A 15,213-nucleotide genomic window follows, 5' to 3' on the forward strand; every position below is an offset into this window, starting at 1 on the left:
GGGTTCATCGGGTGGCCTTGTCGGCGACGCGGGAGGCGGCGTGGCGGCGCGGTCGGGAGGCGGGGGCGTTCTCGATCGCCTTGGCGAGACGACGGCGGGCACGGTGCAGGCGGACGAAGAACGCCGCGCTCGAGCAGCCGACGACCTTGGCGGCATCGCGCGGGGCGAGGCCGTGCCACATGACGAGCGAGAGCACCTCGAGGTCGTTCTCGGACATCCCGGCGATGGCCGCCAGGGCGCTGTCCCGCTCGACGACGTGGTCCGCGACGTCCCACGCGACGAGGTCGTCATTCGTGGTCATCGCGGCGACCCGATCGACCAGCGCGCGTTTCCGGAAGCCGCTTTCCCGCTGCTTGAGCAGCAGGTTGCGGGCCACGCCGATGAGCCAGGGCAGCGCCGGCTCCCGGATGTGGTCCAGGCGGCGCCACGCGACGACGAACGTCTCGCTGACGATGTCCTCGGCCATGTGCGGATCGGTACGGGTGATCACGTAGCCGAGCACGCGCCGGTAGTTCTCGTCGTAGAGCTCGGTGAAGCGTCTCCGGGAATCCTCGGAGTCCTCCATGGAATCCCTGCCCTTCGTTGAGTCGGTGACCTTTCACCAGTACTTCCGACGGCCCGTCCGGCGTTTACCGATCATTCCGGAGAAGATCGACGGTAGGCGCGGCCGTTACCTAGGACGTAATCGACCCGGCTCCCTCTCGGCTGAGACGCTTCACGACGTCAGGGAATGTGAGATCCACGAGAAGGAGACACCAATGTTCTTCGAGACCGCCGACGGGACCCGCCTGGCCTACGAGGACTACGGACAGGGCCGGCCGATCGTCTTCGTCGCCAGCTGCATGCTCAGCACCGACATGTGGGAGTACCAGATCCCCTTCTTCGCCGAACGGGGTTACCGGTGCATCGCCCTGGACCGGCGTGGCCACGGCCGTTCGGACCGCCCCTCCGGCGGATACGACCTGGACACCACCGCCGACGACCTGGCCGCGCTGATCGAGCACCTCGACCTGCGGGACGTCATCCTCGTCGGTCACTCGCTGGGCGGCGCGGAGGTGGCGCGTTACCTCGCCCGCCACGGCGAAGAGCGCGTCGACCGCGCGGTGTTCATCTCCGCGATGCTGCCCTTCATGAAGCTGACCGACGACAACCCGACCGGCATCCCGGAGGCTCTGTTCGACGCCATGGACGCCAAGATCCGCGCCGACCGGCCCAAGTGGCTCTCCGACCAGGCGCAGGTCTTCTTCGCCACCCACCTGGGCCCGGCCGTGTCCCCCGCCGTCATCGACTGGATGATCCGGGAGTGCGAGGCCACCTCGCCGTGGGCCGTGCTGAAGTTCCAGCACGCGTTGTTCCACTTCGACCACCGCGCTGGACTGCGGGACATCACCGTCCCCACCCTGGTCGTCCACGGCGCCGCGGACTTCTCCGCACCGGTGGACGTGACCGGCCGCCGCACCGCCGAGCTCATCCCGGGCGCGGTGTACAAGGAGTACCCCACCGCCGGACACGGCATCTTCGTCAGCCACCAGGACGAGCTCAACGCCGACCTGCTCGACTTCATCAAGGGCTGACGACGCCCCGCATCAGCGGAAGTCGGCGGCGTGGTCGAGCGCCCACTGGGCGAACGTGCGGCCGGGGCGGCCGGTGACCTCCTCGACCGTGGGCGAGACCCAGGCGTTGCCGTCGAGGTACCGGCCCATCTCCAGGAACCATTCGATGACCTGCCGCGGATACTGGTCCTTCCAGTGTTCGCGGGCCTCGTCGGGGGTGAGCTCGATGAAGCGGACCTCCCGGCCGATGGCCTCGCCGATCAGCCGTACGGCGTCGCGGCGTCGTACCGGCTCCGGGCCGGTCGGGACGTAGGTCTTCCCCGCGTGGCCCTCGTCGAGCAGGGCGGCCAGGGCGACCGCGGCGACGTCGGCCTCGTGGACCATCGCGCTGGTCCAGTCGCCGAACGGCGCCCGGACAGCGCTCTCCGTCCTGATCGACGCGGCCCACTCCCGGGTGTTGGCCATGAACTCGCCCGGGAAGATGTGCGTCCATTCCAGGCCGGAGCTCTCGATCTCCTTGTGCAGGGCGCGATGGTCCGACTCGATGGGATCGTCGTCGTCGCGGCTGGGGTCGTTGTGGCCGAGGTGCACCACACGGCGTACGCCGGCCTCCTTCGCCAGGTCGAGGATCCGTCGCCCGGTGGTCAGCGACTCGCCGATGGCGACGAGGTGCATCCGGTCGACCCCGCGCAGGGCTTGGACGAGGGTCTCGGGCCGGCCGAAGTCGCCGGCGACCACCTCGGCCCGCGCGGGCAGGGCGGCCGCCGCGCGGGAGCCGGGGTCCCGGGTCACGGCCCGTACCTCGTGACCCGCGGCCACGAGCTGACGGACGAGGCTGCTCCCGACGGTGCCGGTCGCTCCGGTGACCAGTATCGGCATGACGTCTCCCTGAAATACGCAGCGGAATGCGGGCACGGCGAAACAGACCCTTTCCAGGGCCGGATTCGCGGTGGCCTCATCCTCACCGGCGGATTCGGGCGGGGCAAACGCGAACATGTTGTTCGCATTCGCCGCGGACCTGCGGAAACGCTACGGCGCCCGAAGACGGGAAGAGGATTTTCGCGGCGCTTCTTACCTGCTCAGCCGGGCGTTACCTGGCGATTCCGGCGGCGATTTCGAGATTCCCCGCGCCGGCGGCGGTGCGGAGGGCGGCGACGGCCGTGCGGATGGCGGGGCGGCGGGCCGCCTCGGCGCGCCAGATGCCGTACACGTGGCGGGTCAGCGCGGGGCGTACGGCGACGATGCGGACACCCGGCGGCACGTCGCAGCGCCCCAGGCGCGGCAGGATGGCGCAGCCCAGGCCGGCGGCGACGAGGGCGAGCTGGGTCGCGTACTCGTCGGCGGTGTGGTTGATCCTCGGCTCGAGACCGGCGGAGCGGAGGGTGTGCTCGAGCCAGTCGCGGCAGATCGCGCCGGCCGACTGGGCGATCCACGCCTCGCCGCGCAGGTCGTTCAGGTCGACGACGCGGCGGTCGGCGAGCGGGTGGTCGGCGGGCAGGGCCAGGTCCGCGACGTCGTCGAGCAATGGCGCCTTGACCAGGCCGTCCGGGATCGCGAGCGGCACGTTGAACCAGTCCTGCACGATGCCGAGGTCGATCTCGCCGCGCGCGATGAGGGGCACGGCCGAGTGCGGTTCCTGTTCGCGGAGGGAGACGGCCAGGCGGGGGTGCTCCTCGGCGAGGAGGGCCAGCGCGGGCGGCATCAGGCCGCGCGCGGCGGTGGGGAACGCCGCGACCGAGAGCTCCCCGACGACGGCCCCGCGGTGGGCCTCCAGGTCGGACTCGGCCGCCTCGACCATGGCGAGGATGCGCTCGGCATGCGCGGCGAGGAGGGCGGCGGCGTCGGTGAGGCGGACGCCCCGGCCGTTGCGTTCGAGGAGCTTCTGCCCGGTCTCGCGCTCCAGCTTGGCGACCTGCTGGGAGACGGCGGACGTCGTGACGTGCAGCACCTCGGCGGCGGCGCTGACGGAACCGTACATGGCCACGGCGTTGAGGGCGCGCAGCCGCTCCAGATCCAACATGTAGCCATGCTACATGGAGACCTTAAGGAATATTCGCTTGTCCTAAAACGTCAAGCGCCCGACGATCGAAGACATGAGACCTCGCCACATCGCCATCGCAGTGCTGATCGCCGCGATCTGGGGGTTCAACTTCGTCGTCATCCACGTCGGACTCGGCGCCCTGCCGCCTCTGCTGTTCGCGGCGCTGCGCTTCGTCGCGGCGGCGTTCCCCGCCGTCCTGTTCGTCCGCCGGCCGGCGATCTCCTGGCGGCGGATGGCGCTCGTCGGCCTACCGCTCGGCGTCGGGCAGTTCGGCCTGCTGTTCATCGGCATGCAGATGGGCATGCCGGCCGGGCTGGCGTCGCTCGTCCTGCAGACCCAGGCGTTGTTCACCGCGGCCTTCGCCGTCCCGATGCTGGGCGAGCGGATGCGACGCGCCCAGATCGCGGGCATGCTCGTGGCGTTCACCGGCATCGCGGTGATCGCCGTCTCGCTGGGCCAGGGCGGACCCGTGCTCGCGTTCGCGCTCTGCGTCGTCGCGGCGGGCATGTGGGGGCTGGCCAACATCGGCATGCGGAAGGCGCAGCCGCCGGACATGTTCGCGTTCATGGTCTGGGTCAGCGTGGTGCCGCCGCTGCCGCTGCTCGCCCTGTCGCTGATCTTCGAGGGGCCGCACGCCGATCTGCACGCGCTGGCGCACATCTCCGCGGGCGGCCTGGGCGCGCTCGTCTACATCGCCTACCTGTCGACGCTGGTCGGGTTCGGTCTCTGGGGCTGGCTGCTGCGCCGGTACGACGCCGGCCAGGTCGCGATCTACTCGCTCCTCGTGCCGTTGTTCGGCATGTCCTCGGCCGCGCTCGTCCTCGGCGAGGACATCACGGTCCCCGACATCGTCGCGGCCTGCCTCATCGTCGGCGGCGTCGCCCTCGGCAGCCTCCGCCGCCGTACTCCGTCCGTGGCCACGCCCGACGCCGTCCTCGCCCCGACCCGCTGAAGGAAAGTCTCATGCCGCGCGGAATCCACGTCCCCCTCGTCACGCCGTTCGGATCCGACGGGACCCTCGACGTCCCCTCGCTCGAACGCCTGGCCCACCACGTCCTCACCGAAGGCGCCGCCGGACTGGTCGTGCTGGCCACCACGGGCGAGGGCTCGCTGCTCACCGCCGACGAGCGACGGACGGTGATCGCGACCTGCCGGAAGATCAGCGACACGTACGGCACGCCGCTGACCGTCGGGGCGGGCACGATCGGCACCGACGAGTCGATCCGGCAGGCGGTGGACCGCGGGGTCGCCGCGGACCTGCTGCTCACCGTCGTGCCGTACTACGTGCGCCCCACCGACGAAGGCGTCCTCGACCACTTCGCGGCGATCGGCGCGGCGGCCGGCGTGCCACTGCTCGTCTACAACATCCCGTACCGCACCGGGACGACACTGCGCCCGGAGACACTCCTCAAGCTGCTCACCACCGGGTACGTCGCCGGGATCAAGCACTGCGCCGGAACGATCGACGCGGACACCCTCACCCTCTTGGCCGAGGGGCACGGCGTGCTCGGCGGCGACGACGCGTTCCTCTACCCGCTCCTGCAACTCGGCGCGGAGGGCGGGATCACGGCCTCGGCGAACGTCGCCCCGGCCGCGTACACCGCCATGGCCGACGCCGTACGGGACGGAGACGCCGGCCGTGCCCGCGACCTGCACAACGCCCTGCTCCCCCTGGTGAACGCCCTGTTCGCCGAGCCCTCCCCCAGCGTGATCAAGGCGGTGCTCGCCGAGCGCGGCCTGATCGCCGACGCCACCGTCCGGTCGCCCCTGCGGCCACCGGCCGCCGCCTCGGTGACGTCCGCGCTCGACCGGCTGCGAACATTGGGAGCATGAGGATCGGATTCGGCGCCCCGGTGTCGGGGGCATGGGCCACCCCGCACAACGTCGGTCACTTCGCCGAGCGGGCGGAGGGCCTCGGCTACGCGTCGCTGTGGACGTTCCACCGCCTGCTCACCCCGGCCGACAAGGAGGCGCTGGCCCCGGTCTACCGCAGCGTGCTCGATCCGCTCATCACGCTGGCCTACGCCGCCGCCCGCACGTCCCGCATCCGGCTCGGCGTCTCGCTCGTCAACTTCCCGTTCGTCACCCCGGTGTACCTCGCCAAGGAGACCGCCTCACTCGACGTGCTCTCCGGTGGGCGGCTCGACCTCGGGCTGGGCGCCGGCTGGCAGCATGAGGAGTTCGTCGCCAGTGGCACGTCACCGGAGCGGCGCGGCAGGCGGGCCGAGGAGTTCGTCGCCGCGCTGCGCACCCTGTGGGAGGACGAGGTCAGCGCGTTCGACGGGGAGTTCCACACCATCCCATCGAGCCGGCAGGCGCCCAAGCCCGTGCAGAACCCGCACCCGCCCGTGCTGCTCGGCGGCGTCGCGGAGGCCGCGCTGAAGCGCGCCGGCCGGATCGCGGACGGCTGGCTCAGCCGCAGCGCCACCGACCTGTCCCGCATCCACGAGCAGATCGCGGTCGTCCGGCGCGCCGCCGAGGAGGCGGGCAAGGACCCCGACGCGGTGCGCGTCGTCGTCCGCGGCGTCGTACGGGCGGGTGAGGAGGCCCACGACAAGTCCGGCGAGCGCCTGCGCCTGTCCGGGTCGTACGACCAGATCCGCGAGGACGCCGCCTGGCTCGGCGAACAGGGCGTCACCGAGCTGTTCTACGACCTCAACTGGGATCCGCTCGTCGGCGCCCCCGACATCGAGCCCGCCTCCGCCACCGCCCGCGCCGCGGAGATCCTCGAGGCCCTCGCCCCGACCGCCTGAGCCGGTGACGGCGACCTGTTCGGCTGAAAATCGACCGCTCGGTCTGTCGCAGTCACTCACTACCATCGCCGCGCATGGACCTCACGGGTAAGAAGATCGTTTTCAGCGGCAAATTCCATGGCCTGTCCCGGGACGAGGCGACGGCGCACGCCGAGGCGTTGGGCGCCACCGTCCAGAAGACCCCGTCGCCGAAGGTCGACCTGGTCTTCCGTAGCCGCGATTCCGGCCTCCACTACGGCAAGGTCATCGGCGTCCCGGTCCTGACCGAGGCCGCGTTCCGCCACCTGCTGCCCGACGACCGGCCCGCCGAGCCTCCGGCCGTGTTCACCGATCCCGCCGCGATCGCCGAGGCCGACGCCGACAAGCTGCGCGCGATCCTGGAGGCCGCCGACTGGACGGCGTTCACCCCCGACCGCGACCTGCTCGGGTTGCGCACGCGGCTCGCCGAGATCGAGGCGTCGCAAGGGATCACCGAAGCACACCGGCTCGCCACCGCGCGGATCACCGGAGCGAAGGACGCCGCCCGCCTCCACCACCCCTACGTCCACATCGGGGACGTCCGCTCCGCCGCGTTGAGCCCCTGCGGCCGCTGGCTCGCCGTCGGCAGCGGAATCGAGATCCCCGGAGAGGGCTCGCCCAGCAGCGACTGGGAGCGTTCCTACCGCCACGGCGGCACCCTCCAGATCTTCGAAGTGGCCACCGGCCGGTCGGTCAACGGAATGCGCAACTCCAACGCCATCAGCGGCGGCGTCGGCTGGGACGACTACCGGGGTGCCCTGCGCTGGTCGGCCGACTCGACCCGCCTCGCCGCCGCGTACAACACCAACGTCATCGGCGTCTGGGATCCCTTCGACGACTACGCCTACCCGATCGCGAGCGCGGCCCTCACCGACGGCGCCTCCCGCCCGCCCCAGTTCGGCTTCAGCCCGGACGGGTGCAGCGTGTGGGTGGACGTCCGCACCGACGGCGTCGTGTGGGGCGCGATCGCCAACGTCGAACGCGGCGACGTGATCTGGGATCCCGGCTACGGCACCAGGAAGCGGCCCTACGGCGGCGACTTCACCACCCTCGCCGAGGACGCCCCCGGGCATGTCGCCGAGGCCCTCGGTCCGCGCTTCGACAGCGAATCCACCTTCTCCGTCGAATGGTGCCCCGGTTGGTCGCCCGACGGCCGTTTCCTGCGCTTCGTGAGCGCCGACTTCGTCTTCGCCGTCGACACCGCCGACGGCCGTGTCGCCTGGATCCTCAAACACGGCGGTCGCGCCGACCACTGGGCCACCGAGGTCCCCGTCGAGTTCAGCCCGTGCGGGCGGTACGTCGCCTGCACCGGACGCGATGGCGTCCTCATCGCCGACGCGGTGACCGGCGAGGTTCTCGCCCGTCACGAAATCACTGCCGAAGGCCTCGTCTGGTCGCCCGACGGCGAACGGGTCGCGGCGCTCGCCAACGGCGTGGCCGTGCACCTGATCGACGTGGGCGAGGAGCGAAGGCGCGGCATGCGCGCCGGGCCGCGCGCTCGCTGCGCGAAGATGCCCGACGCCCTCGGCTTCGCCTGGTCGCCCGACGGGACCCGAGGCGTCGTCCGCACCGCCGAGGGGGCCGAGGTCTGGTCGCTGGCGGGCGAGCCGGAGCGGCTGGCCGTGGTCGACGCCCCCGAGGACGCCTGCGGCGTGCTGTGGGGCGCGGGCGATGTCATCGTCCTCATCGGGCCGGAGACGGTCCGTTTCACCCGCCCGGACGGGACGGCCGTCGGCGAGGTCGCCTTTCATGCCGCCGCGACCGGTCGCAGGCCGCTCGAACGCGGTGGCACGGACCACGGTGACTACTACCACATCAACCCGACCTTCCCGCTCGACGAGCAGACCCACGCGGTCGCCTTCGACCGCGAGGACCTGGTCATCGCGCCGGCCGGCCGGGAGTCCGAGGTGGACGCCAAGGTGGCCTGGACGGTCGGCTCCCGTTACTCCTGGCCGCTGCGCTGGGGTGCCACGAGGTTCGCCGCCGACACACGCGAGGCCTACGATCACGCCGTTGCCGAGGATTGGTCGCTGCGCTACACCCTCGCCGACGTTCTCGGCGTCCAGCGGGACTGACGCATCTCAGGCGGCAGGCGAGACCGCTCCGGGCCGTGGTCACAGGTCGCCGCGGTACCAGGCGTCGACCTCGGCGTCGAGGGCCACCTGGTCGAGCCGGGGCGCCTCGGCATTCTCGGCCCACCGCCGGATGAGGCGGGCGAGGACGCCCACGGTCTGGTCGGTCACGGCCTGATGGACGGCGAAGAACGTGGCGATCGGCCCGGTGACCGGATCGTCGACGTCGCAGCGGGCGCACAGCAGGATCTCCGTCGTGCCGCCGACTTCGATGCCCTGCTCGGTCCGCCAGCCGTGGGGAACCCGCAGTGCGGCGAGGATGTCCCCGGCGCACCGCGGGCACGCCCGGGAGATCGGGAGCGGATGGCGCGTGGGCTCGGCGGTCATGCGCCGATCGCGTTCGCGCCGAGCAGGGACTTGATGTCCCCGAAGAACGACGGTTCCGGCTGGACGCGGAACCGGTCGAGGTCGATCAGCAGCCCCTTCGTGCCCGGACGCCGAGGCTGCAGCCTCAGGTGCACGGGAGCGCGGCCGGGGTGGGAGTCCAGGATGCGCTTCAGCTCCCGGACCACGTCGGCGGACACCCGGGCCTCCGGAAGGGAGATCACCACGGGCGGCTCACCGTCGCTCACCTGAGAGACGTCGAGGACGGTGACCTCCTCCCCGTAGATGCTCAGCGTCTCGTCCCGGACGTTGATCCGGCCACGGATCGAGACGACCCGGTCCTCGGCCAGCGCCTCGCCGTAGAGGGCGTGGCTCTTGGGAAAGATCAGGCACTCCACGGACGCGTCGTGGTCCTCGAGGGTGACGATCGCCCAGGGGCTGCCCTGCTTGGTGACCTTGCGCTGCAGGCCGGAGATGATCCCGGCGACCTGCGTGAACCCCTCCGTACGGCCGGAGGACAGCAGCCCGGCGAGCGTGGTGTCGCGGGCGGCCTCCAGGATCCGCTCGGCGCCGTCGAGGGGGTGCGAGGAGACGTACAGGCCGAGCATCTCCCGTTCGAACGTCAGCAGGGTGCTCTTGTCCCACTCGCCCTCGGGGATCGCGATGGAGAACGCGCCGCCGGCGTCGTCCTCGGGCTCGTCGATGCCCCCGAAGAGGGAGTCCTGGCCGCGGGCCTCGTTGCGTTTGACGTCGATGACCGAGTCGATGGCCTGCTCGTGGATCATGACGAGGGCCTTGCGGTGGTGGCCGACGCCGTCGAACGCGCCGGCCTTGGCGAGGGATTCGATGACGCGCTTGTTGCAGACGCTCGCGGGGACCTTCGTCAGGAAGTCGTTGAAGCCGGTGTAGGCCCCCTGCTCCTTCCGGGCCTGGACGATCGCGTCGACGACGCCCGCGCCGACGTTGCGGATCGCGCCGAGCCCGAAGCGGATGTCCTTCCCGACGGCGGCGAAGTTCAGCACTGACTCGTTGACGTCGGGAGGCAGGACCTTGATGCCGAGACGCCGGCAGTCCGACAGGTAGACCGCCATCTTGTCCTTGTCGTCGCCGACCGAGGTGAGCAGCGCGGCGAGGTACTCGGCCGGGTGGTTCGCCTTCAGGTAAGCGGTCCAGTAGGAGACGATGCCGTAGCCGGCGGTGTGGGACTTGTTGAACCCGTATCCGGAGAAGGGGACGAGGACGTCCCAGACGGCCTTGGTCGCCTCCGCGGAGAACCCGTTGCCGGCCATGCCCGCCGAGAACGTCTCCCACTGCTGGTCCAGGACCTCCTTCTTCTTCTTGCCCATCGCGCGGCGCAGCAGGTCGGCGCCGCCGAGGGAGTACCCGGCCAGCTCCCGGGCGATCGCCATGACCTGCTCCTGGAAGACCACCAGGTGGTAGGTGTCGCCCAGGATCGGTTCGAGCGCCTCCTTCAGCTCCGGGTGGATCGGCTCGACCTCCTGCCGGCCGGTCTTGCGGAGCGCGTAGTTGGTGTGGGCGTTCATCTCCATCGGGCCCGGCCGGTACAGCGCGTTGACCGCGGCGATGTCGGTGAACGCCGTCGGCTGCATCAGCCGCAGCAGGATCCGCATCCCGCCGCTGTCGAGCTGGAACACCCCGAGCGTGTCGCCCCGCGCCAACAGCTCGTACGTCGTCTTGTCGTCCAGGGGCACGTCGCGGATGTCGATCTCGATGCCCTTGTTGGCCCTGACGTTGGCGATGGCGTCGTTGATGACGGTCAGGTTGCGCAGGCCGAGGAAGTCCATCTTCAGCAGGCCCATGTCCTCGGCCTGGGTGAAGGGGAACCCGGTGATGATCGGACCGTCGGCCTTCGGCCGTACGAGCGGGAGCACGTCGATCAGCGGATCGGACGAGAGGATCACGCCGGCGGCGTGGATGCCGGTGCCGCGGGTCAGGCCCTCGACGCCGACGGCGGTGTCGACGACCCGCTTGACGTCCGGCTCCTCCTCGTACATCTTCCGCAGTTCGGCGGCCTCACCGTGGCGCGGGTGGTTCTCGTCGTGGATCGCGGAGAGGGGGATCTCCTTGCCGCCGACGGCGGCCGGGAACGCCTTGGTGATGCGGTCGCCGAGCGCGTACGGGTAGCCGAGGACACGGCAGGCGTCCTTGACGGCGGCCTTGGCCTTGATGGTGCCGAAGGTGACGATCTGGCAGACCCGGTCGTCGCCGTACTTGCGGGTGACGTAGTCGATCATCTCGTCGCGGCGGCGGTCGTCGAAGTCGAGGTCGACGTCGGGCATGGTGACGCGCTCGGGGTTGAGGAACCGCTCGAAGATCAGTTTGTGCTCGATCGGGTCGAGCTCGGTGATCCCGGTGCAGTAGGCGACCATCGACCCGGTCGCCGATCCTCGGCCGGGTCCGAGGCCGATGCGGTTCTCGCGCGCGTACTGGCAGATGTCGGCGACGACGAGGAAGTAGCCGGGGAAGCCCATGTCGTCGATGACGGACAGCTCGTAGTCGATGCGGTCCAGGACCTCCTGCGGCGGTTCGCCCTGGTAGCGGCGCCGCGCGCCGGCCAGGGTCTCCTTCCGCAGCCAGGACGACTCGGTCTGCCCCTCGGGCACGGGGAACTTCGGCATCAGGTCGCGGTGGGCGAAGACGTCGCCGTAGTCGCCGACGCGTTCGGCGATCAGGAGGGTGTTGTCGCAGGCGCCGGGGACCTCGCCGTCCCACAGGGACCGCATCTCCTCGGCGGTCTTGAGGTAGTAGCCGCTCCCGGAGAACCGGAAGCGGTTCTGGTCGGCGAGCTGCTTGCCGGTGCCTATGCACAGCAGCGCGTCGTGCGCGGCGGCCTGGTCCTCGGTCACGTAATGGGAGTCGTTCGTGGCCAGCGGCGGGATCCCGAGCTCCTTGCCGAGCCTCATCAGGTCCTCACGGACGCGGCGTTCGATCGCAAGGCCGTGGTCCATCAGCTCCAGGAAGTAGTTGTCCTTGCCGAAGATGTCCCGGTACGTCGCGGCGGCCTCGACCGCCTTGTCGTACTGGCCGAGCCGGATCCGGGTCTGCACCGCGCCCGACGGGCAGCCGGTCGTGGCGATGATGCCCGTGCCGTGCTCGGCGAGCAGTTCGTCGTCCATCCGCGGGTACTTCTGGACGTGGCCTTCGAGCCAGGCACGCGACTGGAGACGGAACAGGTTCCGCAGGCCCTCGGCGTCGGCGGCCCACATGGTCATGTGGGTGTACAGGCCGCGGCCGGAGACGTCGCCGCCCTCACCGGTGTCGTCGTTCGACTTACGCAGCGCGAGGTTGTCGGACCAGAACACCGACTGCTTGTGGAATCGCGACGCCGGGGCGACGTACGCCTCGATGCCGATGATCGGCTTGACGCCCGCCTTGTCGGCCGAGTGGTAGAACTCGTACGCACCGTGCACGTTGCCGTGGTCGCTCATCGCGACGGCGGGCATACCCAGCCGGTCGACCTCTCCCATGAGGCGCCCGACCTTCGCGGCGCCGTCGAGCATCGAGTACTCCGTATGTACATGCAGGTGGACGAACGAACCCACCGGTCACTCCCTTAGGTTGTACGTCTCAGCGGCGTCCGCCATTCGACCGAAAGGGAGCCGGGGGTGTCCAACAACCGACACGCCGATCCGCGACAGCCATCGGTTGTGCACCGAGGTGAGCCGGACCTTCACCTCGCGGCCGTCCGCGCCTTCGTCGCCGTCGCCGAGGAGCGCTCCTTCAGCGAGGCGGCCGCCCGCCTCGGCCTGAGCCAGCAGGCGGTCTCCAAGCGCGTCGCACGGCTCGAAGCCGATCTCGGCACCGTGCTCTTCCACCGCTCGCACAGTGGAACCGAGGTGACCGAGGACGGCGCGTCGTTCCTCACGAACGCGCGTGCGCTCATCGCCCTCGCCGACCAGGCCGTCATGCTGCTGCGCGACCGGCGCCGGCCCCTGCGCATCGACGTGCACCGTAAATGGGTGGCGTCGATCGACATCGTCCGCGGATTCCACGAGGCCGCCGACGAGGTCGACCTGGAGATCGTGACCTTGAACGGGCTCACCGAGGCACTGGCCGAACTGGCCCGCGGATCGATCGACGCCTTCCTCGGCCGAGCCACCAGGGAACTCGACGAGGACATCGAGTGCACACCCGCGTACCTCGAGCCGCTCCACCTCCTGGTCGGCCGTGGGCACCCGCTCGCCGACCGGCGTGAGGTGGCGATGTCCGAACTGGCGGGCACGACGATCTGGATGCCGGGGATCGCCCGGCCGGACACCGAGTGGGCGGAGTTCTACCGCTTCCTCGGCGACGACTTCGCCGTAAAGTTCGACACGTCCGGCCTCCCCCTCTTCGGCCACGAGCACCTGGTGGAACGCGTCGCATCGGACGACCTGGCCACCTTCAACGGGGACCGGACCCGGCTGCCCTGGCGCCCCGACCTGGTCCAGATCCCCCTCACCGCGCCCACTCCCGCGTACCCGTGGTCGCTGCTGTGGCACGGCCGTAACCGCCATCCGGCGCTGCGCTCCCTGGTCTCCCACGTCACGGGGCGCTACCGGCCGTTCGACCCGCAGCGCCAGTGGATCCCCGTTCCCGACCGGTCCCGCTTCACCTCCCCGGCCCGATCGTGAAGCGGACGGTCAACAGTGCGTTGCCGAACTCGTCGTTGTTCGCCTAACGCGCTCCGTCCACGCTGATCACGGACACCCCTACGGCGGCCTGACCAGGCGCGCACGGTCGCGGTCAGCGAACGGTGAGCGGACGGTGAGCGGCCCCGGCGAAGGTGTGTCCGTTCTCTCACGAAAGGACAGGGCCGTGGACGTCAAGGCGGGCACGAAGGAATGGATCGGGCTGGCGGTGCTGGTGCTGCCGTGCCTGATCGTCTCGATGGACGTGAGTGTGCTGCTGTTCGGGATGCCGTTCATCAGCGCCGACCTCAAGCCGTCCGGCACTCAGCTGTTGTGGATCATGGACATGTACGGCTTCGTGCTGGCCGGCATGTTGATCACCATGGGTGCGCTGGGCGACCGGATCGGCCGGCGCCGGCTGTTGCTCATCGGCGCCGTGGCCTTCAGCGCCGCGTCGGTCGCCGCCGCGTACTCCACCAGCGCCGGGATGCTCATCGGCGCTCGCGCGGTGCTGGGGCTGGCGGGCGCGACGTTGATGCCCTCGACGCTGGCGCTGATCCGCAACATGTTCCACGACGCCGGCCGGCGCAAGACCGCGATCGCGGTGTGGACCGGCGCCATGACCGGCGGCGTCACCGTCGGACCGATCATCGGCGGTCTGCTGATGGACCACTTCTGGTGGGGCTCGGCGTTCCTGCTCAACCTGCCCGCGATGGCGCTGCTCCTGCTGCTGGGCCCCGCGCTGCTGCCGGAGTTCCGTAACCCCGCCGCCGGCCGGTTCGACCTGCTCGGCTCGCTGCTGTCGCTGGGCGCCGTGCTGCCGGCCATCTACGGCATCAAGGAACTCGCCGTGGACGGCTACGCGCTCGTCCCGGTACTCGCGATCGCCGTGGGTCTCGCCGTCGGGTTCGTCTTCTGGCACCGCCAGCGGACGACCGCCCACCCGCTGATCGACCTGCGGCTGTTCCGGCACCGGACCTACAGCGCGGCGGTGGGCGTCAACACGGTGACCAACTTCGCGATGCTCGGCTTCAGCCTCTACACGATGCAGTACCTGCAGGTCGTCCAGGGCATGAGCCCGTTCAAGGCCTCGCTGTGGTCGCTGGCGGTCATGCCGTTCATCATGGTCGCGATGACGATCGCCGGGATCGCCGCCAAGAAGGTCCGCCCCGCGTTCGTCATCACCACCGGGCTGCTGGTGTCGGCCTGCGGGCTGGCCGTGACCACGCAGGTCCACGTCCACCAGAACCTGGCCGTCATCCTGACCGGCGCCGGGCTGCTCGCCGCCGGCATGCTGGTGTCCACCTCGCTGACCGCCGACATGGTCCTGACCGCCGCCCCCGCCGAACAGGCCGGCGCCGCCTCGGCCGTCTCCGAGACCGGCAGCGAGTTGGGCGGGGCGCTCGGCTTCGCGATCCTCGGCTCGATCGGCACCGCGGTCTACCACCACCAGATGGCCGGCGTACGGGTGAGCGGCGTCCCCGCCGAGACGCTGCGCGCGGCCCGCGACACCCTCGGCAGCGCCGCCCACGTCCCCGGCCACGGCGGCCTGGCCCTCCTGGAGGCCGCCAAGACCGCCTTCACCCACGGCCTGAACGTCACCGGCCTGTCCGGCGGTGTCGTCCTGGCGGCCGCAGCTCTGATCACCCTCATCGTCCTCCGCGACGTCCCGGTCTCGGCCCCCGCGCCAGCCGAGGAGACACCCGAACTCGAGACGATCGGGCGATAGGGACGAGAGTCCCGTGCGATCGGCACCCCGGG

12 protein-coding genes are annotated in these 15,213 nt (G+C 70.6%); 7 read left to right on the forward strand and 5 right to left on the reverse strand.

The window, feature by feature from the left end:
* Positions 1-4: 4 nt before the first annotated feature.
* Positions 5-565, reverse strand: coding sequence for an RNA polymerase sigma factor (locus ACQP2O_RS49385; RefSeq protein WP_433176764.1), 561 nt, complete (start codon positions 563-565; stop codon positions 5-7).
* Between the two features lie 193 nt (positions 566-758).
* Here ACQP2O_RS49385 and ACQP2O_RS49390 point away from each other — a divergent pair, with 193 nt between their 5' ends.
* Positions 759-1,574 (forward strand): alpha/beta fold hydrolase, encoded by an 816-nt coding sequence (locus ACQP2O_RS49390; RefSeq protein WP_433176766.1) that lies wholly within the window; start codon positions 759-761, stop codon positions 1,572-1,574.
* A gap of 12 nt (positions 1,575-1,586) precedes the next feature.
* Here the strand turns inward: ACQP2O_RS49390 and ACQP2O_RS49395 are convergent, their stop codons facing one another.
* Complete coding sequence (locus ACQP2O_RS49395; RefSeq protein WP_433176768.1) at positions 1,587-2,432, reverse strand: NmrA family NAD(P)-binding protein; 846 nt, start codon at positions 2,430-2,432, stop codon at positions 1,587-1,589.
* Between the two features lie 211 nt (positions 2,433-2,643).
* Positions 2,644-3,573, reverse strand: coding sequence for a LysR family transcriptional regulator (locus ACQP2O_RS49400; protein WP_433176770.1), 930 nt, complete (start codon positions 3,571-3,573; stop codon positions 2,644-2,646).
* 73 nt (positions 3,574-3,646) lie between these two features.
* On the opposite strand from ACQP2O_RS49400, the gene ACQP2O_RS49405 reads away from it, so the two are divergent.
* From ACQP2O_RS49405 to ACQP2O_RS49420, 4 genes are all read left to right on the forward strand, one after another.
* Positions 3,647-4,546, forward strand: coding sequence for an EamA family transporter (locus ACQP2O_RS49405; protein ID WP_433176772.1), 900 nt, complete (start codon positions 3,647-3,649; stop codon positions 4,544-4,546).
* Between the two features lie 11 nt (positions 4,547-4,557).
* Positions 4,558-5,427, forward strand: a complete 870-nt coding sequence (locus tag ACQP2O_RS49410) for a 4-hydroxy-tetrahydrodipicolinate synthase family protein (RefSeq protein ID WP_433176774.1) — start codon at positions 4,558-4,560, stop codon at positions 5,425-5,427.
* Positions 5,424-6,347 (forward strand): TIGR03619 family F420-dependent LLM class oxidoreductase, encoded by a 924-nt coding sequence (locus tag ACQP2O_RS49415; protein ID WP_433176776.1) that lies wholly within the window; start codon positions 5,424-5,426, stop codon positions 6,345-6,347. The genes ACQP2O_RS49410 and ACQP2O_RS49415 overlap by 4 nt, the downstream gene beginning before the upstream one ends.
* Before the next feature lie 74 nt (positions 6,348-6,421).
* Entirely contained in the window at positions 6,422-8,440 is a 2,019-nt protein-coding gene (locus ACQP2O_RS49420; RefSeq protein ID WP_433176778.1) for a hypothetical protein, read from the forward strand.
* A 39-nt stretch (positions 8,441-8,479) separates the two neighbouring features.
* Here ACQP2O_RS49420 and ACQP2O_RS49425 read toward each other — a convergent pair whose 3' ends face one another.
* Positions 8,480-8,824, reverse strand: coding sequence for a DUF6300 family protein (locus ACQP2O_RS49425; protein WP_433176780.1), 345 nt, complete (start codon positions 8,822-8,824; stop codon positions 8,480-8,482).
* Positions 8,821-12,384 (reverse strand): DNA polymerase III subunit alpha, encoded by a 3,564-nt coding sequence (gene dnaE, locus ACQP2O_RS49430; RefSeq protein WP_433176782.1) that lies wholly within the window; start codon positions 12,382-12,384, stop codon positions 8,821-8,823. Before dnaE ends, ACQP2O_RS49425 begins: the two co-directional genes overlap by 4 nt.
* Positions 12,385-12,447: 63 nt before the next feature.
* Between dnaE and ACQP2O_RS49435 the strand changes: the two genes are divergently transcribed.
* Positions 12,448-13,455 (forward strand): LysR family transcriptional regulator, encoded by a 1,008-nt coding sequence (locus ACQP2O_RS49435; RefSeq protein ID WP_433176784.1) that lies wholly within the window; start codon positions 12,448-12,450, stop codon positions 13,453-13,455.
* Positions 13,456-13,639: 184 nt separating this feature from the next.
* Complete coding sequence (locus ACQP2O_RS49440) at positions 13,640-15,181, forward strand: MFS transporter (protein ID WP_433176786.1); 1,542 nt, start codon at positions 13,640-13,642, stop codon at positions 15,179-15,181.
* Positions 15,182-15,213 lie beyond the last annotated feature (32 nt).

Origin of the sequence: Actinoallomurus sp. CA-150999, assembly GCF_050942425.1 — a bacterium.
Lineage (GTDB): Bacteria > Actinomycetota > Actinomycetes > Streptosporangiales > Streptosporangiaceae > Actinoallomurus.

Excerpts from the sequence above, each read along its gene's own strand:
- ACQP2O_RS49425 (WP_433176780.1), bottom strand. The coding sequence starts at position 8,824 with ATGACCGCCGAGCCCACGCGCCATCCGCTCCCGATCTCCCGGGCGTGC.
- ACQP2O_RS49385 (WP_433176764.1), bottom strand. The coding sequence starts at position 565 with ATGGAGGACTCCGAGGATTCCCGGAGACGCTTCACCGAGCTCTACGAC.
- ACQP2O_RS49405 (WP_433176772.1), top strand. The coding sequence starts at position 3,647 with ATGAGACCTCGCCACATCGCCATCGCAGTGCTGATCGCCGCGATCTGG.
- ACQP2O_RS49390 (WP_433176766.1), top strand. The coding sequence starts at position 759 with ATGTTCTTCGAGACCGCCGACGGGACCCGCCTGGCCTACGAGGACTAC.
- ACQP2O_RS49415 (WP_433176776.1), top strand. The coding sequence starts at position 5,424 with ATGAGGATCGGATTCGGCGCCCCGGTGTCGGGGGCATGGGCCACCCCG.
- ACQP2O_RS49410 (WP_433176774.1), top strand. The coding sequence starts at position 4,558 with ATGCCGCGCGGAATCCACGTCCCCCTCGTCACGCCGTTCGGATCCGAC.
- ACQP2O_RS49400 (WP_433176770.1), bottom strand. The coding sequence starts at position 3,573 with ATGTTGGATCTGGAGCGGCTGCGCGCCCTCAACGCCGTGGCCATGTAC.
- ACQP2O_RS49420 (WP_433176778.1), top strand. The coding sequence starts at position 6,422 with ATGGACCTCACGGGTAAGAAGATCGTTTTCAGCGGCAAATTCCATGGC.
- ACQP2O_RS49395 (WP_433176768.1), bottom strand. The coding sequence starts at position 2,432 with ATGCCGATACTGGTCACCGGAGCGACCGGCACCGTCGGGAGCAGCCTC.